Source organism: Aeromicrobium sp. Leaf245 (assembly GCF_942548115.1).
Taxonomy (GTDB): domain Bacteria; phylum Actinomycetota; class Actinomycetes; order Propionibacteriales; family Nocardioidaceae; genus Aeromicrobium.
Window position 1 is genome coordinate 579,941 of the sequence record NZ_OW824151.1, and the last position, 25,011, is coordinate 604,951.

The window sequence follows — 25,011 nt, forward strand, 5'->3', positions numbered from 1 at the left end:
TCGCGACGCCTAGCTGACCCACCTCTCGTAGACATCGGTGAGAGTGCGCGGGCCGGCTGGTGTGGTCGATCCCAACTCCTTGGAAGCCAGCACGGCGCAGGTCTGCATGGGGCTCACGGGATCTGCTGTGACGCCGACGATCACCGGTTGGTTCTGGAACATGTAGCCCTTCATGCGCTCGTTGCCAGGCGCCCAGTGGCCCGCTGTGGACCGGATGACCGTTTCGCCGAGGTAGCGCGCGGCACCGTCGATCAGCCAGAGGCTTTCTGACGAGAACCGTGCGTACCCGGCACCGCTGGGGTGGTGGAACCACGAGGGAAGCTCCTGCGCAGGCTCGATCTCGTCTGTCCCAATTCGTGGCCCAGGTTGGCCGCGGCTCGGTGGTGCGTAGCCGACTCGCCACGAGAGACGCGTGACCGTCGACGCCCACGCTTCTCTCAGTGAGGCCGGCTCGAAGGTCAGAAGTACCTCCACGGAGCTAGCGAACCTCTCGAGGGCCGGCTCCATGTCGTCGAGGAACTCGACGAGGTAGTCGGCCGCTTCGGGCTTGGTCATCGAGACGAAGTTCGTGTACTCGGACATCGTGCTCCTCCTAGGCGAGGAGGTGGATCGTGTAGGGGATGTTGAGCTCGTCGAGTCGGTCGAGCAGTCGCTTGGATGAACCGAGGGTGTTCGATGCCGAGCTGGCGAAGAAGTGCCAGTGGGCGCCTTCGATCGCGCCGGTCTCGATGAGGTAGGCGTCACTTCTGAGCTGCTTCTCCACGGATGCGGTCAGAGAGACCTTGCCGACCTTGGACTCGTGAGCGATGCCGTCGGCGACGACGTCGAACCTTCGGCGAACAGAGTTGCAGACCACCTCGCAGCCCCTCGTGGAGGCGGAGACCTGCGTGTCCGCGCCCTTCGCATTGACTCCATAGAGCGATGCGAGGAATCGTTCGCCCGCGGATCCGGTGGAGAAGAACTTCCCGAGCCCACCGTCGATGTGGCCGGGTCGTTCGCGAGCTTCGGCCACCCGGCGGAGGTTGGTCTTGCCTCTGGTCAGCTGCAGCAGAGCCTTGTTGCTCGCGCCTGCGCTCTTGAGGTCCTCCCAGCTCTGACCCCACATCGCCCTCGCGGCCTTGAGCTTGATGTCTGCTGGAACCTTGGCCGCCGTGGCGACGATGGCGGCTGCCGCTGGTGTCAGCTCGGGGTTGCGGGAGACGAACTTTGCGGCCTTGCCGGGGAGAGCGACGAGATCTCCGCCGGGTACGGCGCCGACCGCGCTGAAGCCCGAACCGACCCAGTCCGCGCGGATCGCGGAGCCGACCACGTCGCGAAGATCGAACACCGCGCCAACCGCCGAGCCGATGACGGGGATGGAGCTGGCACCGCCGGACGTCAGGTTCCCCGCCAGCCAGGCGAGTGAGTCCTCCCGCCACAGGTCCCCTGTGATGGAACCCTTCGCGAAGTCGAAGGCGTAGGACAACTTGCCGACCTTGACGTCGACTACGAGGGGGTCGAGACCCCGTTCTTCCCGGTTGGCGTCCTCGAAGCCGTCGTCGAACCCATCGCCGTCGGTGTCGACCACGTCTGGTGCCGTGCCGATGGCCTCGACTTCTCGGCCGTCGGGGATGCCGTCGCCGTCGGTATCGCGCTCGTAGGGGTCGATGCTTAGGTCCGCTTCGTCGGCGTCGCTGAGTCCGTCGCCGTCGGAGTCGATCGAGGTCGGGTCGGAGAACCCGAGGTAGACGGCCTTCTCTGCACGTTGTCCGGCGACGAGCTCGCCGGCTTCTTCGCCGTCGCTGAGTCCATCGCCGTCGGTGTCGGCGACCTCAGGATCGGTTCGGAAGGTGCCGCTGCGGGTGATCCAGGTGGCTGCTTCAACCTCGTTCGACAGGCCGTCCCTGTCGGAGTCGAGCGGTGCAGTCGGTGATGGGGCCGGGCTGCTCGAGCGCCCCGGTGGGCCGTCGTTCAGTTCGATGACCGTGTAGCTGCACGCGACGACGATGGCCAGGAGAGCCGCAAGCATCCAGAACCGGCGCCGGGGCTTGCGCCTCAGTTCGGTTGCGGGGTCGTCTGCGACCGCATCGCTGGAGTTCGGTTCTCCACGATGGGGCGGCCCCCCGCGTTCACTCACTTGCTGACTATGTCGCATCTCGACGCGGCGGGTGGTCGCATCGGTCGGATGCGTTGGCCTCGTGGACCGCCGCCTCGTACGACAGTGTGCTCCCACCCGACGGGGTGGGAGCGCACTGTGCTGCTGGATCAGGCGGCCGCTCTGTTGGCATAACTGATGAGGCGACGCTTGCCCTCCCAGTAGCGGTAGGTCGTCTCGGCACCGGACCCGTCGAGCGGTGTGGTGATGACGGTGAGCCTCAGCCCGAACAGGTGCTTGGTGAGGTCGCGCCACTCGTCGGCGCAGTCGTCCGGTGCCTCCAGAACGAGCGAGGGTGTGTTGTCGTCACCCAGGACCGGCGACCTCCACAGCCGGACGAGAACCTTGGTGTGGCCGGGCGCGAGAACTCGCAACATCTTCCCGGCCTCGCCGATCTCCCTCTCGCAGTGCACGGCGCGTGCCGTTTCAGCCACGGCAGCCAGGTCCATGGTCGACGCGATGGCCGCGTGCCACCTGAAGTGGCTCACGAAGGCGAGGACGCGGGACCCGGAGTGGTCCGGGTAGACGAAGAGGATGTGTCGGTTGGTCATGGGGTGTCCCTTTCGGTTGTGCCGCTACACACCGGCCGGGTTGGCCGGCACGTCATCGCGGCTTTCGTTCCCTGACCGTTGGCCGACGACCCGCGGGCGCCAATCGCGCACGGGCGATGTTGTGGACCAAGAAGTCGCTCCCACGGTGCGTGCACGAGTGCTCCGGCACTCCGCGCACGGTCCGGGACATCCAGGTCCGGGACAGCGCCTCACGCCCCTGGAGGGCACAGATGATCACAAACAAGGAGAGTCGGGACGGCCTCGCCGGGGTCGTCAGGTTGAGCGACGCGAAGGCCCGCCGACGCAGGGACACCCTGCTGATGACGCGGCGCAGCATCGCCATCGCGACGGCCGAGCACCGGTCGCACGCACTCGAGGACGCCGCAGCGCTGTGGGCATTGCAGCTCCAGCTCGAGCAGACGATCCAGGACGAGTTCCCGGTCGTCTACGAGCAGCAGTTCGCCCTCTGGGCGCTGGAGGAGTGCTCCTACGAGCACCCTGTGGGCATGCTGACGTTCGGCTGCAGCCTCTGCGAGGCCATCGCGGCCGAGGCGCAGATCAACCTGGAGCCGCCGTACGCGGCCTGAGACACGTAATCGCGGGTGGGGTGAGCAGAAGCTCACCCCACCCGTTCTGTTCGTGAGCCGTCGAACTCAGTCGTCAGACGTCGTGGCGCCCGGTCTCGCTCTCCTCGACCAGCTCAGCCTCAAGGACTTCCAGGACATCAACAGTGTTGCTGTCGTCGACGGGCGCAGCCGCACCGTGGGGTGCGGGGGCTTTCATCCATTCCGTTGGATCGATCCCGTAGGTCTCGCTCAGAGCCCGGAGACGATAGACGGCCTGCGCTCGGCGGAAGGTGGCTTCGGTGATCTGGGCGCTCAGCGAAGCGTTGATGGCCACGCCTACGACCGGGATGGTCTGCGCGAGCTTGCGGTGGGTGAGCCGCAGACCGAGCTGGCGGTAGACCTTGTCGGTGACCTTCACCAGAACGTGCGACTGGAGCTCCTTCCACGTGGCTCGACGCATCATGCGCTGGGAGAGACGCGAGAGGCTGGCGAGGGCTTGTGTCTTGGCTCCCACGGTGCCGGCCAGCCCGACCGAGAGGACGCCCATGGCGAAGAGCTCTTCCTCAGGGATACGCGGGTCGTAGCCGTACCGACTGGCGATCACTCCGACCGTTCGGCCCATCATGGCGAGCGAGGACACGGCGTCGGCGGCCACGGCCGCGATCACGACGCCTCCCGCGACGCCTCCGCTCACGGTCGTGGCGACTTCGGCGCCGGTCACCGCGATCGCGGTGGCACCACCTTGGCCGGCCGACGCGAGGGTGTAGCCGGCCTTCGCCGGCACCATCTGGTCTCGGGTCCTCAGCGGCAGACCTTGGACGTCTTCGAGGCTCCGGACCTCCGGGTGCCGCTTCGCGTACTTGGCCACCGTTCTCGTTGCACTGGCACTCTGCAGCGCCGGCAGGAAGGTCACGTTGAGCGTTCCGTGGAACACGGCGTCGACCGTCTCCTTGACTCCATCTGCTCCAGGAAGCTCGCTCGCCTTGCGGCTTACGAGCGCAGTCGTGGCCGCAGTGCGTCCCCTGATGGCGGCAGGAATGATCTGACGCGGCGGAGCATGCAGGATCTTCATGGACTCCCGCCAAGCCGCCTGGTCGTACGAGGTCATCTGTCCGATGTCCACCCTGCCCCCTTCGTCCCGAGTCCGGCTCCCGCCGATGGTCCCACGGGCCAGGTCCGCAGCGAGGTTCGAGCGCTCTCATCGTCCGACGGTGTCCTAGTGGCAAGGCAGGATGGCGTCATGGACACCCACGTCAGGACGCCGCAAGACATCTTCCTGCAGCCCCAGCACCTGGTCGTACCACCGTTCCAGCGCCCGTACGTGTGGGACAAGGAAGAGCAGTGGGCGCCCCTCTGGCAAGACGTCCGCCGCCTGACGGAATCCCGGCTCGCGGACCGCTACTCCACCCCGACCCACTTCCTCGGTGCGGTGGTCATCCAGGCCCAGGAGCCTGTGGCTGGAGCACTGCAGGCGCACAACATCATCGACGGCCAGCAGCGGCTGACCACACTGCAGCTGCTCATGGATGCCGCCGCCGCCGTCCTCGACGCCTCCGGAAGCCAAGCCCTCGCCGCACAGCTCGACGTGCTCACTCACAACCAGGCCATCTACGTGACCGAAGGTGTACGGCTCAAGATCCGTCACACCAACCGTGACCAGGCCGCGTTCGACGAGGTGATGCAGGCCGACCCGCCGGTCGTGCACCCCGAGCTGCGTCACGCCGGGTCACTCATCGCACGGGCCCACGAGTACTTCGCCAGCGCGGTCCAGGAGTGGCTGGGTGATGCCGCCGAACCCGAGTTCGTGCTTCGGGCCAGCACGCTGGTCGACGTCCTGACCCGCGGGCTCCAGCTGGTGGCCATCAACCTCGGCGTCAACGAGAACTCCCAGGAGATCTTCGAAACCCTCAACGCCCGAGGCACGCCTCTGACCGCAGCCGACCTCATCAAGAACTTCGTCTTCCAGAAGCTCGCTGCCGAGGGCGCGGACACCAAGAAGGTGTACGCCGAGCAGTGGTCCTTCGACACGAAGTTCTGGGAGGGCGAAGTCAGCGTTGGGCGCTACGCCATCAGCCGCAGCTCCTTGTTCTTCAACCAGTGGTTGGCATCGCGGGTGGGCGAGGAGATCAGCCCGAAGTCGACATTCACCCGCTTCAAGCACTACGTCGAGCGCGAGAGCGGCCGCAAGGTCACGGACCTGCTTCCCATCCTCAAGGAACAAGCAGCCCTCTACGAGGCCTGGACGCGTGCCGCCGAAGATCCCGACAAGCAGCTCACCCGCGTCGAGCTGTCGATCTACCGGATGAAGTCCTCGGAGGTGGAGCTGCTCAAGCCCCTGCTCATCTGGTTGCACGAGCCCGGACGCGCCATCCCGCCCCACGTCATCGACGACGTGGTCTCCTCGGCCGAAAGCTGGCTGGTCCGCCGTCAACTCCTGCGTCTCACCACGAGCGACCTCGGCCGCATCGTGGCGGACGTGATCCGCGTACACCGAGACGCGCCAGCGAGCGAGCTGGCCGACCGCGTCCGCGCCCACCTGACCCGACTGAACGTCTCCAGCACCTACTGGCCAGGGGATGAGGAGATCAGGGTCGCCCTTCGCACCGAACAGACCTACCGACGTTTCAAGCGCGGCCGGCTCCGGATGCTGCTCGAGGCCGTCGAGGACCACCATCGGGCAACGACGAACCAGCCACGTGTCCCTCGCCGCGGATACCCGATCGAGCACATCCTGCCGCAGAAGTGGTCCGACAACTGGGCCGTCGAGAGCCTGGAGGCCGAGCAGGAACGCGGCAACCACGTCCATCGCCTCGGCAACCTCACGCTCCTGACCTCCTCGCTGAACTCCAAGGTCTCCAACGGCGCATGGCCCACCAAGAGGGCAGCGCTGGCGCAGCACGACACCCTGCTCATGAACAGTCGACTCCTGGCCGAGGTCGGTGGGGACGACTGGGATGAGGATCAGATCGACCTCCGAACGGAGAGCGTCGTCGACATCCTGCTCCAGGTGTGGCCGGTGCCCGCCGGACACGAGGGCGACATCGTTGACCCCCAGGCCAAGACGCAAGAGGGAGTGGAGATCAAGGACCTCGTTCGTGCCGGTCTGCTCCAGCCCGGCACCGTGCTTACCCCCCGTCCTAGCGAGCACGAACTCCACACGGCCGTCGTGGTCCCAGACGGAACACTCGAGGTGAAGGGCCGAAGGTTCGAGACCCCGTCGGGCGCCGGCAAGGAAGTCCTCGGCAGGGCGGTGAACGGATGGTTCTTCTGGCGTCTCGACGACGGACGGAAGCTCTCCGACGTCCGCGCCGAGTTCCGAGGCGACACGACGACCCAAGAGGGTCGATTCGACTGGACTGCCCTGCACGCCATCTTGGAAGCGTTGCCGGCCGGCAGCTGGACCACCTACGGAAGCCTGGCCGACGCAGTCGGAACAGCCGCGCAGCCGCTGGGCGGACACATCACCAAATGTCTGCAGTGCACCAATGCTCACCGCATCCTCGCCAAGCACGGACGCGTGGCGCCCGCGTTCACTTGGAGCGACCCCAACGACCAGCGCGACCCGAAGGATCTTCTCCTCGGCGAGGGGCTCGCCTTCATCGAAGACCGAGCGGACCCCACGAGGGAGCTGGCCAATGACGACTTGGTCGCGCTGATCAGCGAATAGCAATCGGTTCCAAGCCTTGGCAGAACAACTCTCTCGCTTCCAAGACCACGGACCGCGACTTCGCCGGTCCGTTGCCATTTGTAGTTCGTGTCGTATCAGGTGCTGTCGGCTCGGGCTTCGTCGTTAGCCGCTCGACCTCTTGAGGCTCCTGCGACAGTTCGCTCGACTCGAACCGGCACCATTCGGATTCTCGAGAGCTGGCGAAGCGCGCCAGCGCCGAAGATGACGAGATCCGCTGCGACGGACGCGGGTCAGACGGCCAAGCTGCCTGAACACTCTCCGCAGCAATAACCACCGCTCACGGTAATGACCGTGGGCAGTGGTTGCCGTGCTGCTCGTGTCGCCGTCCGCTGGCACCCAGACCGCCTTCCATAGTAGTCCAGGCAGTCGGGTAGACAATGGACCACAAAGGGGCTACTGTGTGTTTACGCGATCCAAACCTACGGAGGATGATGAAGATGACCCAGTGGATTCCGGTTCTGGTGCGGTTGGAGGACCTCGAGAAGGTCACCGCACTGCTCGCCGAGTTGGAGGCAGGGCGCGACGGCAGCGGGCTCGAGAACGTCTACGAGATCGCCGAGGCCCGTCCCACGTCGACGGACTCCCCCGGCACCGATGCGACCGAGCCGTGGAGCGTCGAGCAGCTCGCTCGTCTCGCGTCGAGCTCGACCGCAACCGGTCAGCGGTGGGCCAAGGCGTTGGACGTGTGCTGCGACCAGCCCGGCACCTACCTGCCTACGTCGAAGGTCGCCGAGCTGTCCGGCATGAGCATCACCGAGTGGCGAGACGCGCCCCGCAAGATCAGCCGGCACCTGAAGGCGCACTTCGCCGACGTTCCGCGGGAGGCGGACGGCGACCTGTCCTGGCCGCTCAGCGCCAAGAGCATGCCCAACCACCCGGGTGAGGTCTCCTGGATGGCGACCACCGAGACCGCCAGTCGGTGGAGCGAGGTGCGCCATGCCCAGGCGTGAGCGGACCCGCGCACAGGCTGTGGCGTGGAACCCGGAGTGGTCCTACGCCGACCGGCAGATCATCGAGGAGCACCTGGATCGGCTCGAGACGGTGACGTACTACCGGCCGGACAGTGGTGGCTACATCGGCTGCGAGAACGCCGCGGGCAAGAAGGTCATGTCGCTCCACCCCGGCTACATCACGTTCGCCCGTGGGCTCGGGCCCGAGGTCCTGGCCGACCCGAACTGGGAGGGCATCGACCTTTCCACCATCAAGCACCGAGCTGGGTCGAAGAAGCCGGCCAGGAGGGAGCCGGCGGCGTGCCCGGTGCACGGCATGCCGGTACTGGCCAACATCGGGTGCGAGGACTGCGACTGAGCGTGGGGTGCAGGGGTGCTGAATTTTTCCCTGATGGGTGCAAGCGGCTTTAACGCTTCGCGAATAGATCCGCGTTCTGCCCGTGGTTCCAGGCCCTAGTGTCAAAGTGCGAAAACCCCTCTCTGCGCCGAAGGCGCCTCGCCCGTTGACGGGAATCGAGTTGGGCCCCCCTCCGCGCCGAAGGCGCCTCTCGAGGGAGCCCGTCATCGGCATCACGCAGCGATCCCTGTCGAACAGTCAGCCGGCGACCAGGCCGCTCCGCCGCTCGACCAGCACCGTGTCGCGCCACCGTCCCGCGTGGGGGCCGACCGTAGCCCGGCCGATGCGTTCGCGGGTGCCGACGACGCGGAAGCCGTGGGCGGCGTGCAGCCGGAGGCTCGCCTCGTTCTCGGGGAACACGTTGGACTGGATGGTCCAGATGCCGGCCACCTCGGTCGAGGTGACGAGGGCGCCGAGCAGCAGGCCGCCGACGCCGAGGCCCCGCGCCGACGCGGCGACGTACACCGAGTGCTCCACCACGCCGGCGTAGACGGCGCGGGTGGAGACGGGGGAGCAGGCGACCCAACCCACCACGTCACCGTCGCCGCGCAGGGCCACGTGCCGATGGCCGGGCAGGCGGGAGGCGTCGAAGTCCCGCCACGACGGCGGCTCGGTCTCGAACGTCGCGCTGCCCGCGGCGATGCCCTCGGCGTAGATCCTCTCGACCTGCGGCCAGTGGCGCTCCGTCAGGGGGACCAGCGTGATCTCCGAGCGCTGCACGGGGGAAGCGGGTCAGACGGTCGCGTCGACGTCGGCGTCGGCGAGCACGCCGGCCACGCGCGCGAGCGCACCCGGCACGAGCGAGTAGTAGGCCCACGTGCCGCGCTGCTCGCGCGCCAGCAGGCCCGCCTCCACCAGCACCTTGAGGTGGTGCGAGACGGTGGGCTGGCTCAGCCCGACCGGCTCGGTGATGTCGCAGACGCAGGCCTCGCCGCCCTCGTGCGCGGCCACGAGCGACAGCAGTCGCACCCGCGTCGGGTCGCCGAGCGCCTTGAACGTGCGGGCCAGCTCGACGGCCTCGTCACGCTCGATGGGTGCCGACGTCAGCGGCGTTCCACAGCCGCTCGGCGGCGCGGGGACGGTCTGGGCCATGAGGCGAGTATGCCCCAGTCACGGTGACCCCGGGCCGGCCCGAGCGGACCCCCGGGCGCGTTCACCCGATGTTCACCGCCGTGGTCCGCCCCGAGCCTGACAAGGCCGCGGATCGACCGCTACGGTGAGCTGTACATAGACCGACGTCGATGCAGTTCGCCTGCGTCGGACGGCGACCCGAGGAGCAACGAGTGGACCGCACGGCGATGGAGAACGCGTCGACCGACGAGGACGTGATCGCGAGGCTGTCGAGGCTCGACCGCTTCCTGCCGGTGTGGATCGTCCTGGCGATGGTCGTCGGCCTGGTGCTCGGCCGCACGATCGACGGTCTCGACGAGGCCCTCGAGTCGGTCTCGATCGGCTCGGTCTCGCTGCCAATCGCGATCGGCCTGCTCGTGATGATGTACCCGGTGCTGGCGAAGGTCCGCTACGACGAGACGTCGCGCGTGACCGGCGACAAGCGGCTCCTGCTGGCCTCCCTCGTCCTCAACTGGCTCGTCGGCCCGGCCCTCATGTTCGCCCTCGCGTGGCTGATGCTCCCCGACCTGCCCGAGTTCCGGACGGGCCTCATCATCGTCGGCCTCGCCCGGTGCATCGCGATGGTGCTGATCTGGAACGACCTGGCCTGCGGCGACCGCGAGGCGGCGGCCGTGCTGGTCGCGGTCAACTCCGTCTTCCAGGTGTTCGCCTTCGCCGCCCTCGGCTGGTTCTACCTGCAGACGCTGCCGGGATGGCTCGGCCTCGAGACCACGTCGGCGGAGTTCTCCATCTGGTCGATCACCGTCAGCGTGCTCGTCTTCCTCGGCATCCCGCTCGTCGCGGGCTGGGCCACCCGCACGATCGGCGAACGGACGAAGGGCCGCGACTGGTACGAGTCGACCTTCCTGCCGCGGATCGGCCCCTGGGCGCTCTACGGCCTGCTGTTCACGATCGTCGTGCTGTTCGCCCTCCAGGGCGACGCCATCACGAGCCGTCCGCTCGACGTCGTGCGCATCGCCCTGCCGCTGCTGGCGTACTTCGCGATCACCTTCGCCCTCGGCATGGTGCTGGGCCACGCGCTGCGCCTCGGCTACGCCAAGACCGCGACCCTCGCCTTCACTGCAGCCGGCAACAACTTCGAGCTCGCGATCGCCGTGGCCATCGGCACCTTCGGGGTCACGTCGGGCCAGGCCCTCGCCGGTGTCGTCGGTCCCCTCATCGAGGTCCCGGTGCTCGTCGGCCTCGTCTACGTCGCCCTCTGGGCGCGCCGCTTCTTCGCCACCCAGGAGACCTCGTGAACCCTTCCGCCCGTCCCAGCGTCCTGTTCGTCTGCGTGCACAACGCCGGACGCTCCCAGATGGCTGCCGGCTTCCTGAACCATCTCGCCGGTGACCGCATCGACGTGCTGTCGGCCGGCTCCATGCCCGGCGACGCGATCAACCCGGTGGCCGTGCAGGCTATGGCCGAGGTCGGCATCGACATCGCGGGCGAGCAGCCGAAGAAGCTGACCGACTCGGCCGTCGAGGCCTCCGACGTCGTCATCACGATGGGCTGCGGCGACGAGTGCCCCTACTTCCCGGGCAAGCGCTACGAGGACTGGGTGCTCGAGGACCCCGCCGGCCAGGGCATCGACGCCGTGCGACCCATCCGCGACGAGATCCGCGGCCGGGTCGAGACGCTGATCGCCTCGCTCTCCTGACCATCCATTGACATCCATCGATGGAGGGCTAGGCTCAACACATCGATAGTCGTCGATGTCCTGACCGAGGAGTCCGCATGAGCCCCACGTCGTCCAGTGCCACGTCGATCAGCCCCGGCCCGGCCGACCTGCCCGTCGTCGTCGTGGGAGCGGGGCCCATCGGCCTGGCCGCCGCGGCGCACCTCAGGAGTCGTGGCGTGGCGCACCTCGTGCTCGAGGCCGGCGAGGGCCCCGGGGCCGCGGTCGCCGAGTGGGGCCACGTGCGGCTGTTCTCGCCCTGGCGCGAGCTGGTCGACCCGGTCGCCCGGGAGCTCCTGCTCGAGCAGGGCTGGGAGCCGCCGCATCCCGACCGCTACCCGACGGGCGCCCGCTGGGTGGACGACTACCTCCGCCCGCTGGCCGAGGTGCTCGCTCCGGCCGTGCGCTACGGGACCCGGGTCACGGCCGTCGCCCGCCACGGTCGCGACCGCCTCGTCAGCTCGGGCCGGGACCGGTCGGCGTTCACCCTCCACCTGCGCACCTCCGCCGGCACCGAGCACCTGGCGGCCCGAGCCGTCGTCGACGCCACGGGGACCTGGGGCACGCCGAACCCACTGGGCGGCGACGGCGTGGTCGCTCTCGGCGAGCGCGAGAGCGCCGACCGCATCGGCTACCGGGTGCCCGACCTCGACCAGGCGGTCCAGCGCTCCCGGTTCGCCGGGAGGCACGTGGTGGTCGCCGGTACCGGAGCCTCCGCGAAGGGCGCCCTGCTGGCGCTCACGGCACTGGCCGAGAGCGAGCCCGGCACGACAATCACCTGGCTCGTGCGCCGCAGCCGCGTGGGTGCGGCCTTCGCCGGGTCGGGCCAGGACGAGCTGCCCCAGCGCGGCGCCCTCGGGCAGCTGGCCCGGGCCGCCGTCGACCGTGGCCCCGTCACGACCCGCACCGGCTTCCGCACCGCCGAGGTCCGGCGACGCGACGACGACCGCCTCGACCTCGTCTCGTTCGACGGTCAGGTCGTCGAGGGGGTCGACGAGGTCCTCGCCCTCACCGGGTTCCGCCCCGACCTCGGGTGGACCGACGAGCTGCGCCTCGACCTCGACCCCGTGCTGCAGGCACCGCGCGCCCTCGCCCCGCTCATCGACCCCAACGAGCACTCGTGCGGCACCGTCTACCCGCACGGCGTGGCCGAGCTGGCCCAGCCCGAGGTCGGGTACTACCCGGTCGGCATGAAGTCCTACGGACGCGCCACGTCGTTCCTCGCGCTCACCGGCTTCGAGCAGACCCGGTCGGTCGCGGCGGCCCTCGCCGGCGACCACGAGGCGGCGGCGCGCGTCGAGCTGACGCTCCCGGACACCGGGGTGTGCGGGGGCGCGGGCACGTTCGACGACGAGACGGCCACGGACGGCGGGTGCTGCGGAGCACCTGCGGTCGAGGTGCTGAGCATCGGCGGCGTCGGGACGCGCTGAGACGACAGCCCGCCGGGGTCAGTGGATCCGGTCGCGCCAGTCGTCGGGCACGCGGTCGGCCGGACCGGGTGCGGTCTGGTCGCCCGGGTGCGACTGCGGGTCGGCCAGCCGGGGACCTCTCGCGGCGGTCTCGGAGGCGTAGTCCCAGAACCAGTCCTCACCGGGCTCGAAGCTCTGCACGATCGGGTGCCCGGACTCGCGGAAGTGCGCCGTGGCGTGCTGGGCGGGGGAGCTGTCGCAGCAGCCCACGTGGCCGCACTGCGCGCAGCGCCGCAGGTGCACCCACCACCCGTCGGGCTCCGCGAGGCACTCCACGCACCCCGCGCCCGAGGGCTTGACCGTGACGTCGATCGACGAGTTCTCGGGGCCGGGAGTCTCTGACATGTCGCCACGGTAGTCCGGTCCGGCGCGACCCGCGAGGGTCCGACGACCCCTCCTCGACCCCACCGCGTGCGTGCGCCGCCGCGCGCTGGGAGGGTGGGGTCATGACCACACCCGACGTCGCCGTCATCGGCGGTTCCGGCTTCTACACCTTCCTCGACGACCCCGAGCAGGTCGAGGTCGACACCCCCTACGGCGCGCCGTCGGCGCCGATCTCGGTCGGCCAGGTGGGGGACCGGACGGTCGCCTTCCTGCCGCGGCACGGTGCCGACCACCGCTTCCCCGCCCACCAGGTCCCGTACCGAGCGAACCTCTGGGCGCTGCGTTCGCTGGGCGTCCGCCAGGTGCTCGCCCCCTGCGCCGTGGGCGGTCTGCGACCCGAGCTGGGTCCGGGCAGCTTCGTGGTCCCCGACCAGCTGGTCGACCGCACGACCGCGCGCACCCAGACGTACTACGACACCGGCGCGGTGCACGTCTCCTTCGCCGACCCCTACTGCGACCGCCTGCGTGGCCACCTGCTCGAGGGTCTCGCCGACCACGACCCGACCGACGGCGGCGCCATGGTCGTCATCGAGGGCCCGCGGTTCTCCACGCGCGCCGAGTCGCGCTGGTACGCCGAGAACGGCTGGGCCGTCATCAACATGACCGGCCACCCCGAGGCGATCCTGGCTCGCGAGCTGGCGCTCTGCTACGCCACCGTGGCACTGGTCACCGACCACGACGCCGGGGTCGACGCCAGCGACTCCGTGAGCATGGAGGCGGTGTTCCAGGTGTTCCGGGAGCACACCGACACCCTCAAGTCGACGCTGGCCGGGGTCGTCGGCTCGATCGGCGAGCGTGACTGCGCCTGTGCATCGGCCGTGGACGGCATGACCCTGCCCTTCGAGCTGCCGTGAAGGTCCTGCTGACCGGTGCGGCCGGGTTCATCGGGTCGCGGATCGCGCTGCGGCTGGACGAGCGCGGCCACGACGTCGTCGCGCTCGACGCGTACCTGCCGATGGCGCACGGACCGAACGCCCGGGACGACGCGCCCGCCGACGTGCACCTGCTCGACCTGCGCACCGACGACCTCGACGACGTCCTGGCCGACGTCGACGTCGTGTGCCACCAGGCGGCCATGGTCGGCAACGGCGTGGACGCCCAGGACCTGCCCGGCTACGCCGAGCACAACGACCTCGGCACGGCACGCCTGCTCGCCGCCATGGCCCGCGCAGGGGTCCAGGACCTCGTGCTCGCCTCGTCGATGGTCGTCTACGGCGACGGTCGCTACGACTGCCCCGACCACGGCGACGTGCCGCCCGCGGTGCGCCGCGAGGACGACCTGGCGGCCGGCCGCTTCGACCCGCGCTGCCCCGTGTGCGGTGGTGACGTGACGTGGCGCCGGGTCACCGAGGACGCGCCCATCCGACCGCGCACGTCGTACGCGGCGTCCAAGATCGCGCAGGAGTACTTCGCCGACGCGTGGTGCACGCTGCAGTCCGGTCACGCCGTCGCCCTGCGGTACCACAACGTGTACGGGCCGGGGATGCCCGCGGACACCCCCTACTCGGGCGTGGCCGCGATCTTCCGGTCGGCGCTCGAGCGGGGCGAGGCGCCGCGCGTCTTCGAGGACGGCGCCCAGGTGCGCGACTTCGTGCACGTCGACGACGTGGCGCTGGCCAACGCGCTGGCCGTGGAGCAGGTGGCGCAGCACCCGGTGGGCGTGACGGCCTACAACGTGGCGTCGGGGCGACCGTTCACGATCGGCGAGATGGCGCAGGTGCTGTCGCGCGCCGTCGACGGACCCGAGCCGGAGGTGACGGGCGACGCGCGGGTCTTCGACGTCCGGCACGTGCTCGCCTCGCCCGACAAGGCCGCCGAGGGTCTCGGCTTCCGCGCCGAGATCGCGCCCGAGGACGGCATCGCCCGCCTGGCCACCGACCCGCTCCGTCGCCGCTGAGGGTCTACGCCCCCCGATTCGGACACCTGCGGGGCGTCCGCGGGCTCCGAACCGCCCCGCAACGGTCCGAGACGAGGGCCGGCTCGGCCGTCACCAGCGGGTGATGAGCAGGGTCTGGGCGAGGAGGCCGAGGACGAGCTGGGAGGCGAGGAGAGGGCGCTGCCAGCGGTCCGGCAGGAGGGCGGGGATCGCGACGACCCAGATCGTGAACGGCAGCCAGATGCGCTCGACCTCGGCCTTGCTCATGCCCGACAGGGTGGCCGCGACGATCGTGGCCACGCCCGCGCCGGCCAGCACGGCGAGCGGGACGCGACGGCGAGCGGCGTCGGCGGCGGCAGGGAACGCGGCCCACACGGCGAGACCTGCGGTGAAGGTCCAGGCCGCGATGTTGGCCCAGACCCAGTAGCCGTAGGCGCGCTCGGACGCGATGCCCTCGTAGTAGCGCTCGCGCAGCACCGGGTAGGCCTCCCACCAGTGGAACCCGTACGCCGAGAAGGTCGCCGTCACCACCAGGGCCCCGCCGACGGCCCACGGCAGCACCCGCCAGCCCGCACCCGGTCGCTCAGCGTCGCGGCCGTGCGCCAGCCAGAGGACGGCCAGGGCGAGGATGCCGAGCAGCACGAGCCCGTACGACAGGAACACGCACCACCCGAGCAGCAGCCCCGCCCCGACGCCGAGCGCCCACGACCGGGGTCCGACCGCGACCGCGGCCCGGGCGAGCAGGTACAGGCCCCAGGCCGCCACCGCGGCGAAGTAGTAGTCGGCGCTGACCCCCGCCCACACGACCAGCGGCGCCAGGGCGAGCCAGGGAGCAGCGCGCCTGGCCAGGTCGCGGCTGCCGAGCAGGTCGAGGGTCAGCAGCACCGCCGCCACCGACGTGGCGCCGATCGTCACGACGACCATGGCGACCCAGAAGGGGTCGTCGATCCCGACGCGGTCGAGCGCGACGAACGACAGCAGCGCTCCCGGAGGATGACCGGCCACGTGCGTGTGCCAGTTGTCGACCGCGGCCGACGGGATGCGCTCGACGAAGTCGTGCAGCGCGGCGGGGACGTCGCGGACCTCCGTCGCGTCGTGCAGGTACTCGCTCTTGCGTCCGTATACGCGGCTGAAGCCGTAGCGCCCGTCGCTGAGCCCGAGCGCGCACGTCCAGAGCCACGACGAGACGGTCGCGAGCACCACGACGACGCGCCACGGGAGATCGCGGCACGCCCGGGGCAGCGCCGACCAGAGCAGCACGGCCGTCGCGACGGCGACCAGGAGGACGGGATCGAACCGCGGGCCCCAGAAGGCGTGGAGCGGGGGCCAGTGCACGCGCACGTCGTCGGAGAGGACGGCCGGGACCGCCATCGCGGCGATCACCAGCACGAGGCCGACCAGTGCCGAGAGCACGGCCGTGCGGGGGCGGGCCAGCATGGCGCCACGCTATCCGGCGAACCCAGGGGACGCATGGCCGTCCCGGGGGAACGTGGTCGAGCGCCTGTCGCAGGACCCCTTGACGTGCGAGCGGGCCCTGCGCGGCTTAGGTTCGGGGGATGCAGGATCACCTCGGGGCGTGCGACGTCGTGATCCCGTGCCGTGACGAGGCCGCGGCGCTGCCCCTCGTGCTGCGTGACCTCCCCGCCGGGCTCCGCCCGATCGTGGTCGACAACGGCTCGACCGACGGAACCGCCGACGTGGCTCGCGAGCTCGGCGCGCGCGTCGTGCACGAGCCCCGACCCGGGTACGGGGCCGCTGTCCACGCGGGCATCGAGGCCGCCACCGCCGAGTACGTCGGCGTGATCGACGGCGACGACTCCATGCGGCTCGTCGACCTGCTCCCCATGCTCGACGCCGTGCGTGACGGCGGCGTGACGATGGCGGTGGGCCGACGTCGGCCCGTCGCCCGCGGCGTGTGGCCGTGGCACGCCCGTGCCGGCACGCTGGCCCTGGCCACGTGGATCCGCCGATCCAGTGGCTTCGGCATCCACGACCTCGCGCCCATGCGGGTGTGCCGCCGCCAGGACCTGCTCGACCTCGACGTGCGCGACCGACGCTTCGGGTACCCGCTCGAGCTGATGGTCAAGGCCTCGCGCGCCGGCTGGACCGTCCGTGAGCTCGACATCGACTACCGCCCGCGCGCCGCCGGGACCCGCTCGAAGGTCTCGGGCTCCGTCAAGGGCACCGCGCGCGTGGTGCAGGACTTCGCGAAGGTGCTGCGATGAACAGCGGAACGATCGTCCCCGTGCTGCTCGTCGTGGCCAAGGCGCCCGTGCCGGGTCTGGCCAAGACGCGGCTCGGTCGCGTGGCCGGCCCGCAGCGGGCCGCCGACGTGGCCGCCGCCGCACTGCTCGACACCCTCGACGCCGTCTCGTCCGCCCACGACGTGACCGGCTGGCCGGTCGTGGTCGCGATGACCGGCGACCTCGAGCAGGCCGCACGGTCGCGTGCCGTCCAGGACGCACTGGCCCGGGTGACCGTGGTGCCCCAGCGCGGCGACGACTTCGGTGCCCGCCTGGCGCACGCCCACGTCGACGCCGGCGGCGTGCTGTCGGCGTCCGGTCCCGCGTGGGGCACCGTGCAGATCGGCATGGACACCCCCCAGGTCACCTCCGACGACCTGGTCACAGCGGGCGAGCTCGTCCGCGACGGCACGCAGGTGCTGGGCCCGGCCGAGGACGGTGGCTGGTGGCTCCTCGGGCTGCCTGATCCCACGCACGCCGACGCGCTGCGTGCGGTGCCGATGTCGCGCGGCGACACGGGCACCCGGACGGTCGAGGCGCTGGGCGGCGACGTGCACCTGCTCCGCCCCCTGCTCGACGTCGACGAGTGGCCCGACGCCCAGCGCGTCGCCGCCGACGTGCCCGGCTCGCGGTTCGCCGCGGCCGTCGCCCGATGCGCGGAGGCGGTGGCATGACGCTCGACGACTCGCTGTTCGACCCGGTCTTCACGTCCGGTGACTCGCACTTCGTCGACGACCACGGCGCCGAGGAGCGTCTGGCGGTCCACCGCTGGGCCGCCGACGCCGACGCTGCCGACCTGACGCTGTTCGTGGACCCGTGCGTCGGACCCACGCTCGACCTGGGCTGCGGTCCGGGTCGGCTCGTGCAGGCGTTGCTGGCGCGGGGCCTCGACGCGCTCGGGGTCGACAGCTCGCGCTCGGCGATCGGGCTGGCCCGCGCCCGGGGCTCCCTCGTGCTGCGGCGCGACCTGTTCGAGCGGCTGCCCGGGGAGGGCGGCTGGCAGCACGCGCTGCTGGCCGACGGCAACATCGGCATCGGCGGCCGTCCCGACCGTCTGCTGCGCCGCGTCGGAGAGCTCGTCGTGCCGGGCGGCACCGTGCTGGTCGAGGTCGAGGAGCACGGGGCGATCCTGCAGGAGTCGCGCCGCCTGCGCGTCGACGGCACCCTCGGAGAGCCGTTCCCGTGGGCCGTGGTCGGTCTGGACGCGGTCCCCTGGCTCGCCCAGCGGGCGCACCTGCAGCACACCCGCACGCTGTCTGCCGACGGCCGCTGGGTCGCCGAGCTCCAACGACCCCTCGCGTCCTGACGACGCCGCTCGTCGCCCCGCCCCGTCCGGGACCGGGCGCCTTGGTCGCTCGCGCTCCCGCGATGGGTTACGTTGCTGCCGTGCTGCTGAGCGACCGCGACATCCTGGCCGAGATCGATGCGGGACGCGTGGGTCTGGACCCGCTCGAGCGCTCGATGATCCAGCCGTCGAGCATCGACGTGCGGCTCGACAAGTTCTTCCGGGTGTTCGACAACCACAAGTACCCGCACATCGACCCGGCAGCCGACCAGTCCGACCTCACGCGCCCCGTCGAGGTCGAGGGCGACGAGACGTTCGTGCTGCACCCGGGCGAGTTCGTCCTCGGGTCCACCTACGAGCTCGTGACGCTGCCCGACGACGTCGCGGCCCGCCTCGAGGGCAAGTCGTCGCTCGGTCGGCTCGGCCTGCTGACCCACTCCACGGCGGGCTTCATCGACCCCGGCTTCTCGGGCCACGTGACGCTCGAGCTGGCCAACGTCGCCACGCTGCCGATCAAGCTCTACCCGGGCATGAAGATCGGCCAGCTCTGCTTCTTCCGGCTGTCCTCGGCGGCCGAGAACCCGTACGGATCGGCCAAGTACGGGTCCCGCTACCAGGGGCAGCGCGGACCGACGGCGTCGCGGTCCCACGCCAACTTCCACCAGACACGCATCTAGAGCCGAGGGCGATCCCCCATGTCCCTACCCCTCTCGATCAGCACCGAGGTCTCCGAGGCACTGTCGGCCGGGCGTCCGGTCGTGGCCCTGGAGTCGACGATCATCTCCCACGGCCTGCCCCGCCCCGACAACCTCGTGGCCGCGCGGCACTTCGAGCAGATGCTGCGCGATCGCGGCGTGGTCCCGGCCACGATCGCGGTGCTCGACGGCCAGCTGAAGGCCGGGCTGACCGACGCCGAGCTGGAGCGGGTCGCGTCCGAGGACGTCGCCAAGCTGAGCATGCGCGACCTGCCCGTGGTGCTGGCTCGCGGTGGCAGCGGTGCCACGACGGTGGCGGCCACGTCGTTCATCGCCGACCACGCGGGCATCCGGGTCTTCGCCACCGGCGGCCTGGGAGGGGTGCACCGAGGAGCGGGCAGCACCTTCGACGAGTCCAACGACCTGAAGGCGCTCTCGGAGGTGCCGATCACGGTCGTCTCCGCGGGCGTGAAGTCGGTCCTCGACATCGGCGCGACGCTGGAGCGCATGGAGTCCCTCGGCATCACGGTGCTCGGCTACGGCACGCAGGAGTTCCCGAGCTTCTGGCTGCGGTCGTCCGGCGAGCCGCTGGACTGGACGGTGCCCGACGGCGGCGCCGTCGCCGCGGTCATGGAGTCGCGCGAGCAGCTGGAGCTGTGCAGCGCGATCGTCGTGGCCAACCCGCTCCCCGTCGACGAGCAGCTCGACCCCGACCTGCACGACCGGGTGCTCGCCGAGGCGTTGCGCCGCTGCGAGGAGAAGGGCATCGAGGGCAAGGAGGTCACCCCCTTCCTGCTCTCGACCATCGTCGAGCTCACCGACGGGGAGAGCCTGTCCGTGAACCTGCGGATCGTCGAGAACAACATCAGGGTGGCGGCCGACATCGCGTCGGCCTGGGCCGCGCTGTAGCCGATGACGATCCTGGTCGTCGGCGACGTGGTCGACGACATCAGCGTGCAGCCGCTCGCCGAGGTCACCCCGGCGAGCGACACGCCGGCGACCATCCGGATGGCACCCGGTGGCTCGGCGGCCAACGTGGCGGCGTGGTTGGGCAGCCTCGGCGTCCCGACCCGGTTCGTGGGCCGGGTCGGCGCCGACGCGGTCGAGCGCCACGCGGCGGCCCTGCAGGCGCACGGCGTGGACGTCCGCCTGGCGGCCGACCCCGAGCTGCCGACCGCCACCATCCTGCTGCAGCTCGACGAGGTCGGGGAGCGGACGATGTTCGTCGACAGGGGTGCGAACACGCGGCTGGGGGCGGCCGACGTCCCGCCCGAGGCCTGGGACGGCGTGACCTGGCTGCACCTCACCGGCTACTCGTTCTTCGACGAGGGCACCCGGTCGATGGCCCTCGGGCTCGTGGCGCAGGCGAGGGCACGAGGCGCCGGGGTCAGCATCGACCCCAGCACGGTGTCGTTCCTGCGGGCGTGCGGCGGGGCGACGTTCCTCGACTGGGTCGACGGCGCCGACCTCGCGTTCCCCAACATCGACGAGGCGCGCGTCCTCGTCGACGCGCGCGGGCCGCAGATCGACCTCGACGCCCTGGCGGGTCGCTTCGGGGCGGTGGTGGTGACGCTCGGCTCGATGGGCGCGGCCTTCATCGGCTCCGTCGACGGTGCACCCGTGCGCGAGCAGCTGACCGCGCCCCGCACGTCGGTCGTGGACACGACGGGAGCCGGCGACGCCTTCGCGGCCGGGTTCCTGTCGGTGTGGGTGCGTCGGCACGACCCCGTGCCGGCCCTGGAGGCCGGCCGGTCGGCCGCGGAGCGGTGCATCGCCGCGCTCGGCGCGCGACCCCCGCGGTGAGCATCCGGCGCGAACTTGCCCGGAAGTTGCGGAATCAGTAGTCCTATCGGGCCATTTATTGCGGTTCCGTGACAGTTCTTCGAGAATCGCTGGCCAGAACGCGGGTGGTTGAGGTTTCATCGATCCGTGGGACCGCCCAGGGATCGGCCTCACGAGGGAGGGGATCATGTCGCTCGCGCTGCCGGCTCGACGCCGCCACGTCCGGGGACCGCGCTCGGCGCCGGTTCGGCGGCGGGTGATCGTCGAGGGGACCGAGCACGTGGCCGCCACCGGTCACCGCGTGTACGTGGTGGCCTACTACCGCTCGCCCGAGGACGCCCGCGACTTCCGGGGCGGCGTCGTCACCACGTACGCCGACCACGACGCTGCTCCGGACCGGGTGACCGTGGCGGCGCCGGGGCCCGGTGACTGGTTCGTCAGCATCCTCGAGCGTTCCCCCGGGGCCTCCGGCTACACCTTCGTCGCCGGCGCCGACGGCGTGCCGCTGGTCCCGCTGAGCGTCGCTCGCCACCACTCGCCCTGACCCGTGGGCCATGCGGTGTCATCCTGTCCGGGTGACAGGACAGGGCGTCTCGTGGCGGCGCGACCCGCGCTCGCGTGCCGTCCTCGCGGTGAGCGTGCTGGTGGGAATGCTCGGCGTGCTCATGGCGTGGATCGTGATCGCCCCGGAGTCCACCGGCACGGTCTTCCCCGACCGGGGTTCCGCCACGTCCGGCGAGACCCGCGCGGCTCCCGGGGGCGGGTCGTACGCGTTCCTGCAGACGCAGGCCGACGGTGAGACGCCGGTGGCCTACGACCCGTGCACGCCCGTGCGGATCGTCGTCAACGAGCGACGCGCCCCCGACGACGCCGACGCGGTGCTCCGGAGAGCCGTGGCGGAGGTGGAGGACGCCAGCGGGCTCGACCTGCGGGTCGTCGGCACGACCACCGACGCGCCGCTCGCGCATGAGGACGACCCCGAGGACGGGGAGGGTTGGCGTCCGGTGCAGATCAGCTGGACCGACGCCGACGAGGTCGCCGAGCTGGAGGGTCGCGTGGGTGGTCTCGGCGGCAGCACCTGGGTCGAGCGCGACGACCGCCGCACCTACGTGACCGGCGAGATCATGCTCGACGCCCCCGACCTGGTGCGCCGCGGGAACGGTGGCGACGTCGCGACCGGGGTGCTCATGCACGAGCTGGCCCACGTGCTCGGCCTCGACCACGTCGACGACCTCGGAGAGCTCATGCACCCGAGCAGCCCGCGGGACGCGTGGGGCCCGGGCGACCGGGTGGGACTCGCCGCGCTCGGTGCCGTCGGCTGCGCCTGACCTGCTCAGACGAGCGGCAGCGTGAGCACCTGGTTCGCCGATCCGGTCGTGATCGTCACCGGCGCCGAGACGAGGCCGCCGCGGTAGTTGACCGAACCGCCGGCGACCACGAGGCGCAGGGCGTGACCCTTCTCGAAGCGGTGCGCGATGCCGGGGAGGGTCACGGTGAACGGCTGCCCGGCGTCGGGCACCCGCACCGGCGCGACGAGGTCGCGCACGACGGTGCCCTTGCCGTCGGGGCCCACGTCGAGGACCTTCACGAAGACCACGACCTTGCCGGCGTCGAGGGCCTGTGTGAGAGCCGCGGTGGGTGCGGTGACGGACAGGTCGAGCGTGGGGGAGCCCACGACCGTCAGCGGTGCCGTGAGGGCGGGGGTGGTCCAGCTCGCGGACGTCCCGGGCAGGTCCAGCTCCGGCAGCGCGATCGGCACCTGCGAGCCGACGACGTCGATCGTGCCGAGGGAGGTGGGTGCGCCGGCGGGTCCCGTGAGCAGGGTCTGCGACCCCTTCGCCACGGCACCCTTCGAGCGCGTGAGTGCCGTGCCGGAGAGGTAGAACGGCGTGCGTGAGCCGATGGGGAACGTCGAGCTCGTCGCGTACGCCGGACGGGCGTTGCCGGTGTAGGGGACCCAGTCGCGGAAGTAGGAGAACAGCGGCCCGGTGTCGGTCTTCTGCCCCTTGAGGTAGTGGTCGAACCAGGCGCTGAGGCGCGCGGTGAGGTGCTGGCCGGAGATGCTCGGGGCGTCGAAGTCGATCTCGCCGGGTGCGTTGGGGCCGGAGTGGCCACCGTTGATCCACACGAGCTTGGTGGGCACCTTCTGCTTCCGGAGCGCCTGGAAGGTGGCGGTGCCCTCGTTGAGGTTGAACAGCGTGTCCGACTGACCCTGCAGCAGGAGGGTGGGGATGCGCACCTGCTTCACGTAGCTGGCCACGGAGCGCCTGCGCAGCTCCTGCACGGTGCCCTGGTCGAGCGTCCCGGTGACGCCGGCGGTGACCACGGCCGGGCACACGAACGCCACGAAGTTCGGGCAGCCCGCGATGCGAGAGGGGTCCTGCGGCGCTCCGGTGAAGCCGTCGAGAGCGCCCTTGCCGACGAAGCCGAGCGCCCAGACGAGCTTGGCGGCACCGGGGGTGGCCGAGCTGACCCCGGTCTGGGAGGTGTTGTTGGGCGCGAGGGAGTAGCTGAGGTCGTTCCACGTGGCGCCGGGGACGATCGTGTCGAGGCGCGGGTCGATGGCGGCGGTGGCGAACTGGATGCCACCGCCGTAGGAGATGCCGACCATGCCCACGCGTGGGTCGTTCCGCGAGACCGTCCCGAGCTGGTTCCTCGCGTCGCGCTTCACGACCGTCAGGGCGGGCGCCTTCTTCGTGAGGCCGGCGTCGAGGTAGGCCGTGCCGGTGGCGCCGCCGAGGTAGCCGATGATCTGGCTGGCGGCCTTGCCGTCGACCGCGGGGTCGTCGAGGGAGATCGGGCAGCCCGAGCCGCCGAAGCCGAGCCCGGAGTAGCTGATGACGGCGTAGCCGCGGGAGGCGAAGAGGCGTCCGAGACCGGCCTGGTCGTCCTTGGAGCCGCCGAAGCCGTTGGTCGTGAGGATGGCCGGCACCGGCTTCCTCGCCGTGGCCGTGCGGGGCAGGTACTGGTCGGCCACGATGGTGCACTTCTGGTCGTTCTTCTCCCCGACGGTCACGCGGAACCACAGCGAGGTGACGGTGTACGGCGCGGCAGCAGCCGTGGCGGTGGGTGCGGCGGCGAGCCCGGCCAGGACGAGGACGGCGGACAGGGCGGTCAGGACGGCTCGACGCACGGTGGCTCCTCGACTGGTACGCGGGTACAGGTTGCAACGAGCAACCGTGAGGTGGGTCACGGGGACGAAGGTCCCGACTCGGGGCTGCCAACGCTGACGCCTGCGGGGGTAGCGTCGACGCATGCTCACGCAGATCGGTGACGGGGTGCACCTGTCCGGCGGCACGGACGTCAACTGGGTGCTGGTGCAGGACGGCGACGCCCTGACGGTCGTCGACACCGGCTATCCCGGGGACGCAGAGCGGCTGGACGCGTCGGTGCGGGAGCTCGGTCTCGTGCCCGGCGACGTCTCGGCCGTGCTGGTGACGCACGCGCACGTCGACCACGTCGGCAGCGTGGCGCGCTGGTGGGAGCACCACGGGGTGCCGGTGCTGATGCACGCCGACGAGGTGCCCAACGCGACGGGGGAGCGGGTCGAGTCGGCCACCACCCTCGACGTCGCGCGTCGGGCCTGGCGCCCGCGGACGGCGCTGTGGGCTGCCCGGATCTCCCGGCTGGGCGCGACGTCGCACCAGACCTTCGCCCACGCCCGCGCGTGGACCGACGGTGCGCCGCTCGACGTGCCGGGCGCCCCGGTCCCGGTGCACACGCCGGGCCACACCAGCGGACACGCGGCGTACCTGTTCCCCGCGGCCGGCGTGCTCGTCACCGGCGACGCCCTGGTGACGGGCCACGCGATCTCGCGTCGGCGCGGCCCCCAGCAGCTGCCCGGCTTCTTCACGGCCGACGGCGTGCAGGCGGAGCGCTCGCTGGAGCGGCTGCGCGCCCTCGACGCCGACACCATCGCCCCCGGTCATGGCCCGGCCTGGCGCGGCCCCCTGGGCGACGCCGTCGACCAGGCCCTCTCCCCCCGGCCTTGACTCGTCAGAGGTAGGTGGCGCGCGGAATCGACTCGTCAGAGGTAGGTGGCGCGCGGAATCGACTCGTCAGAGGTAGGTGGCGCGCGGATAGGAGGCGCGTATCCGCGTGGCACCTACCTCGGGGTGCCGGGGTTGCGCGGGCCACCTACCTCCCGCGGCCGGCACCGTGCGACGGCTCCCGTGCGCCTGTCGGGGCGTGGCACGGGGACGA

At 70.9% G+C, this 25,011-nt stretch carries 27 protein-coding genes; 18 read left to right on the forward strand and 9 right to left on the reverse strand.

Going from position 1 to position 25,011, the window contains the following annotated elements:
• Nucleotides 1-9 precede the first annotated feature (9 nt).
• The 3 genes from NBW76_RS02860 to NBW76_RS02870 all read right to left on the reverse strand — a co-directional run bounded on the left by NBW76_RS02860 (nucleotide 10) and on the right by NBW76_RS02870 (nucleotide 2,685).
• Nucleotides 10-582 carry a hypothetical protein gene (locus NBW76_RS02860; RefSeq protein ID WP_056556691.1) on the reverse strand — a complete coding sequence of 191 codons (573 nt, stop codon included), beginning with the start codon at nucleotides 580-582 and terminating at the stop codon, nucleotides 10-12.
• A gap of 10 nt (nucleotides 583-592) precedes the next feature.
• The gene (locus tag NBW76_RS02865; RefSeq protein ID WP_156364895.1) at nucleotides 593-2,116 is read right to left on the reverse strand and encodes a hypothetical protein; all 1,524 of its coding nucleotides are present in this window, start codon (nucleotides 2,114-2,116) and stop codon (nucleotides 593-595) included.
• 128 nt (nucleotides 2,117-2,244) lie between these two features.
• Entirely contained in the window at nucleotides 2,245-2,685 is a 441-nt protein-coding gene (locus tag NBW76_RS02870) for a hypothetical protein (protein WP_056556686.1), read from the reverse strand.
• 230 nt (nucleotides 2,686-2,915) lie between these two features.
• Between NBW76_RS02870 and NBW76_RS02875 the strand changes: the two genes are divergently transcribed.
• A complete protein-coding gene (locus NBW76_RS02875; protein WP_156364894.1) occupies nucleotides 2,916-3,272 on the forward strand; it encodes a hypothetical protein in 357 nt (118 codons plus the stop codon).
• Between the two features lie 73 nt (nucleotides 3,273-3,345).
• Here the strand turns inward: NBW76_RS02875 and NBW76_RS02880 are convergent, their stop codons facing one another.
• Nucleotides 3,346-4,374 carry an EcsC family protein gene (locus NBW76_RS02880; RefSeq protein ID WP_056556678.1) on the reverse strand — a complete coding sequence of 343 codons (1,029 nt, stop codon included), beginning with the start codon at nucleotides 4,372-4,374 and terminating at the stop codon, nucleotides 3,346-3,348.
• 117 nt (nucleotides 4,375-4,491) lie between these two features.
• Here NBW76_RS02880 and NBW76_RS02885 point away from each other — a divergent pair, with 117 nt between their 5' ends.
• The 3 genes from NBW76_RS02885 to NBW76_RS02895 all read left to right on the forward strand — a co-directional run bounded on the left by NBW76_RS02885 (nucleotide 4,492) and on the right by NBW76_RS02895 (nucleotide 8,247).
• Nucleotides 4,492-6,918, forward strand: a complete 2,427-nt coding sequence (locus tag NBW76_RS02885; RefSeq protein WP_082482058.1) for a DUF262 domain-containing protein — start codon at nucleotides 4,492-4,494, stop codon at nucleotides 6,916-6,918.
• Between the two features lie 458 nt (nucleotides 6,919-7,376).
• The gene (locus NBW76_RS02890; RefSeq protein WP_156364893.1) at nucleotides 7,377-7,889 is read left to right on the forward strand and encodes a hypothetical protein; all 513 of its coding nucleotides are present in this window, start codon (nucleotides 7,377-7,379) and stop codon (nucleotides 7,887-7,889) included.
• Nucleotides 7,876-8,247 carry a hypothetical protein gene (locus tag NBW76_RS02895; RefSeq protein ID WP_156364892.1) on the forward strand — a complete coding sequence of 124 codons (372 nt, stop codon included), beginning with the start codon at nucleotides 7,876-7,878 and terminating at the stop codon, nucleotides 8,245-8,247. Before NBW76_RS02890 ends, NBW76_RS02895 begins: the two co-directional genes overlap by 14 nt.
• A gap of 237 nt (nucleotides 8,248-8,484) precedes the next feature.
• Here the strand turns inward: NBW76_RS02895 and NBW76_RS02900 are convergent, their stop codons facing one another.
• Together NBW76_RS02900 and NBW76_RS02905 are read right to left on the reverse strand one after the other, a co-directional pair.
• Nucleotides 8,485-9,006: a GNAT family N-acetyltransferase gene (locus NBW76_RS02900; RefSeq protein WP_082482057.1), complete on the reverse strand. Its 522-nt coding sequence runs from the start codon at nucleotides 9,004-9,006 to the stop codon at nucleotides 8,485-8,487.
• Between the two features lie 12 nt (nucleotides 9,007-9,018).
• Nucleotides 9,019-9,378: a helix-turn-helix transcriptional regulator gene (locus tag NBW76_RS02905; RefSeq protein WP_055962702.1), complete on the reverse strand. Its 360-nt coding sequence runs from the start codon at nucleotides 9,376-9,378 to the stop codon at nucleotides 9,019-9,021.
• A 206-nt stretch (nucleotides 9,379-9,584) separates the two neighbouring features.
• On the opposite strand from NBW76_RS02905, the gene arsB reads away from it, so the two are divergent.
• The 3 genes from arsB to NBW76_RS02920 all read left to right on the forward strand — a co-directional run bounded on the left by arsB (nucleotide 9,585) and on the right by NBW76_RS02920 (nucleotide 12,504).
• Nucleotides 9,585-10,655: an ACR3 family arsenite efflux transporter gene (arsB, locus tag NBW76_RS02910; protein ID WP_056557232.1), complete on the forward strand. Its 1,071-nt coding sequence runs from the start codon at nucleotides 9,585-9,587 to the stop codon at nucleotides 10,653-10,655.
• A complete protein-coding gene (locus tag NBW76_RS02915; RefSeq protein ID WP_156364891.1) occupies nucleotides 10,652-11,056 on the forward strand; it encodes an arsenate reductase ArsC in 405 nt (134 codons plus the stop codon). Before arsB ends, NBW76_RS02915 begins: the two co-directional genes overlap by 4 nt.
• Nucleotides 11,057-11,133: 77 nt before the next feature.
• Nucleotides 11,134-12,504: an NAD(P)-binding domain-containing protein gene (locus NBW76_RS02920; RefSeq protein WP_056556669.1), complete on the forward strand. Its 1,371-nt coding sequence runs from the start codon at nucleotides 11,134-11,136 to the stop codon at nucleotides 12,502-12,504.
• Between the two features lie 18 nt (nucleotides 12,505-12,522).
• Here the strand turns inward: NBW76_RS02920 and NBW76_RS02925 are convergent, their stop codons facing one another.
• Complete coding sequence (locus tag NBW76_RS02925; RefSeq protein ID WP_056556667.1) at nucleotides 12,523-12,888, reverse strand: UBP-type zinc finger domain-containing protein; 366 nt, start codon at nucleotides 12,886-12,888, stop codon at nucleotides 12,523-12,525.
• A gap of 101 nt (nucleotides 12,889-12,989) precedes the next feature.
• Between NBW76_RS02925 and NBW76_RS02930 the strand changes: the two genes are divergently transcribed.
• Both NBW76_RS02930 and NBW76_RS02935 read left to right on the forward strand, forming a co-directional pair.
• Nucleotides 12,990-13,781 (forward strand): S-methyl-5'-thioadenosine phosphorylase, encoded by a 792-nt coding sequence (locus NBW76_RS02930; protein WP_056556664.1) that lies wholly within the window; start codon nucleotides 12,990-12,992, stop codon nucleotides 13,779-13,781.
• Entirely contained in the window at nucleotides 13,778-14,824 is a 1,047-nt protein-coding gene (locus NBW76_RS02935) for an NAD-dependent epimerase/dehydratase family protein (RefSeq protein WP_056556661.1), read from the forward strand. The genes NBW76_RS02930 and NBW76_RS02935 overlap by 4 nt, the downstream gene beginning before the upstream one ends.
• A gap of 90 nt (nucleotides 14,825-14,914) precedes the next feature.
• Here NBW76_RS02935 and NBW76_RS02940 read toward each other — a convergent pair whose 3' ends face one another.
• The gene (locus tag NBW76_RS02940) at nucleotides 14,915-16,240 is read right to left on the reverse strand and encodes a hypothetical protein (protein ID WP_235493068.1); all 1,326 of its coding nucleotides are present in this window, start codon (nucleotides 16,238-16,240) and stop codon (nucleotides 14,915-14,917) included.
• Between the two features lie 119 nt (nucleotides 16,241-16,359).
• Here NBW76_RS02940 and NBW76_RS02945 point away from each other — a divergent pair, with 119 nt between their 5' ends.
• The 8 genes from NBW76_RS02945 (at nucleotide 16,360) to NBW76_RS02980 (ending at nucleotide 22,136) form a co-directional block, all read left to right on the forward strand.
• Nucleotides 16,360-17,028: a glycosyltransferase family 2 protein gene (locus NBW76_RS02945; RefSeq protein WP_055962721.1), complete on the forward strand. Its 669-nt coding sequence runs from the start codon at nucleotides 16,360-16,362 to the stop codon at nucleotides 17,026-17,028.
• Nucleotides 17,025-17,720, forward strand: coding sequence for a DUF2064 domain-containing protein (locus tag NBW76_RS02950; RefSeq protein ID WP_056556658.1), 696 nt, complete (start codon nucleotides 17,025-17,027; stop codon nucleotides 17,718-17,720). Before NBW76_RS02945 ends, NBW76_RS02950 begins: the two co-directional genes overlap by 4 nt.
• Entirely contained in the window at nucleotides 17,717-18,352 is a 636-nt protein-coding gene (locus tag NBW76_RS02955) for a class I SAM-dependent methyltransferase (RefSeq protein WP_055966121.1), read from the forward strand. The genes NBW76_RS02950 and NBW76_RS02955 overlap by 4 nt, the downstream gene beginning before the upstream one ends.
• A gap of 80 nt (nucleotides 18,353-18,432) precedes the next feature.
• Nucleotides 18,433-19,008: a dCTP deaminase gene (dcd, locus tag NBW76_RS02960; protein ID WP_055962728.1), complete on the forward strand. Its 576-nt coding sequence runs from the start codon at nucleotides 18,433-18,435 to the stop codon at nucleotides 19,006-19,008.
• Between the two features lie 18 nt (nucleotides 19,009-19,026).
• Nucleotides 19,027-19,935 carry a pseudouridine-5'-phosphate glycosidase gene (locus NBW76_RS02965; protein WP_055962731.1) on the forward strand — a complete coding sequence of 303 codons (909 nt, stop codon included), beginning with the start codon at nucleotides 19,027-19,029 and terminating at the stop codon, nucleotides 19,933-19,935.
• A 3-nt stretch (nucleotides 19,936-19,938) separates the two neighbouring features.
• Entirely contained in the window at nucleotides 19,939-20,829 is an 891-nt protein-coding gene (locus NBW76_RS02970; protein WP_055962735.1) for a carbohydrate kinase family protein, read from the forward strand.
• Nucleotides 20,830-20,995: 166 nt separating this feature from the next.
• Nucleotides 20,996-21,352 (forward strand): hypothetical protein, encoded by a 357-nt coding sequence (locus NBW76_RS02975; protein ID WP_056556655.1) that lies wholly within the window; start codon nucleotides 20,996-20,998, stop codon nucleotides 21,350-21,352.
• Between the two features lie 31 nt (nucleotides 21,353-21,383).
• Nucleotides 21,384-22,136, forward strand: a complete 753-nt coding sequence (locus NBW76_RS02980; protein WP_156364890.1) for a hypothetical protein — start codon at nucleotides 21,384-21,386, stop codon at nucleotides 22,134-22,136.
• A 5-nt stretch (nucleotides 22,137-22,141) separates the two neighbouring features.
• Here the strand turns inward: NBW76_RS02980 and NBW76_RS02985 are convergent, their stop codons facing one another.
• The gene (locus NBW76_RS02985; protein WP_056556648.1) at nucleotides 22,142-23,941 is read right to left on the reverse strand and encodes a CocE/NonD family hydrolase; all 1,800 of its coding nucleotides are present in this window, start codon (nucleotides 23,939-23,941) and stop codon (nucleotides 22,142-22,144) included.
• Between the two features lie 121 nt (nucleotides 23,942-24,062).
• On the opposite strand from NBW76_RS02985, the gene NBW76_RS02990 reads away from it, so the two are divergent.
• On the forward strand, nucleotides 24,063-24,800 hold the full coding sequence (locus tag NBW76_RS02990) for an MBL fold metallo-hydrolase (protein ID WP_056556644.1): 738 nt from the start codon (nucleotides 24,063-24,065) through the stop codon (nucleotides 24,798-24,800).
• The last annotated feature ends 211 nt before the right edge of the window (nucleotides 24,801-25,011 follow it).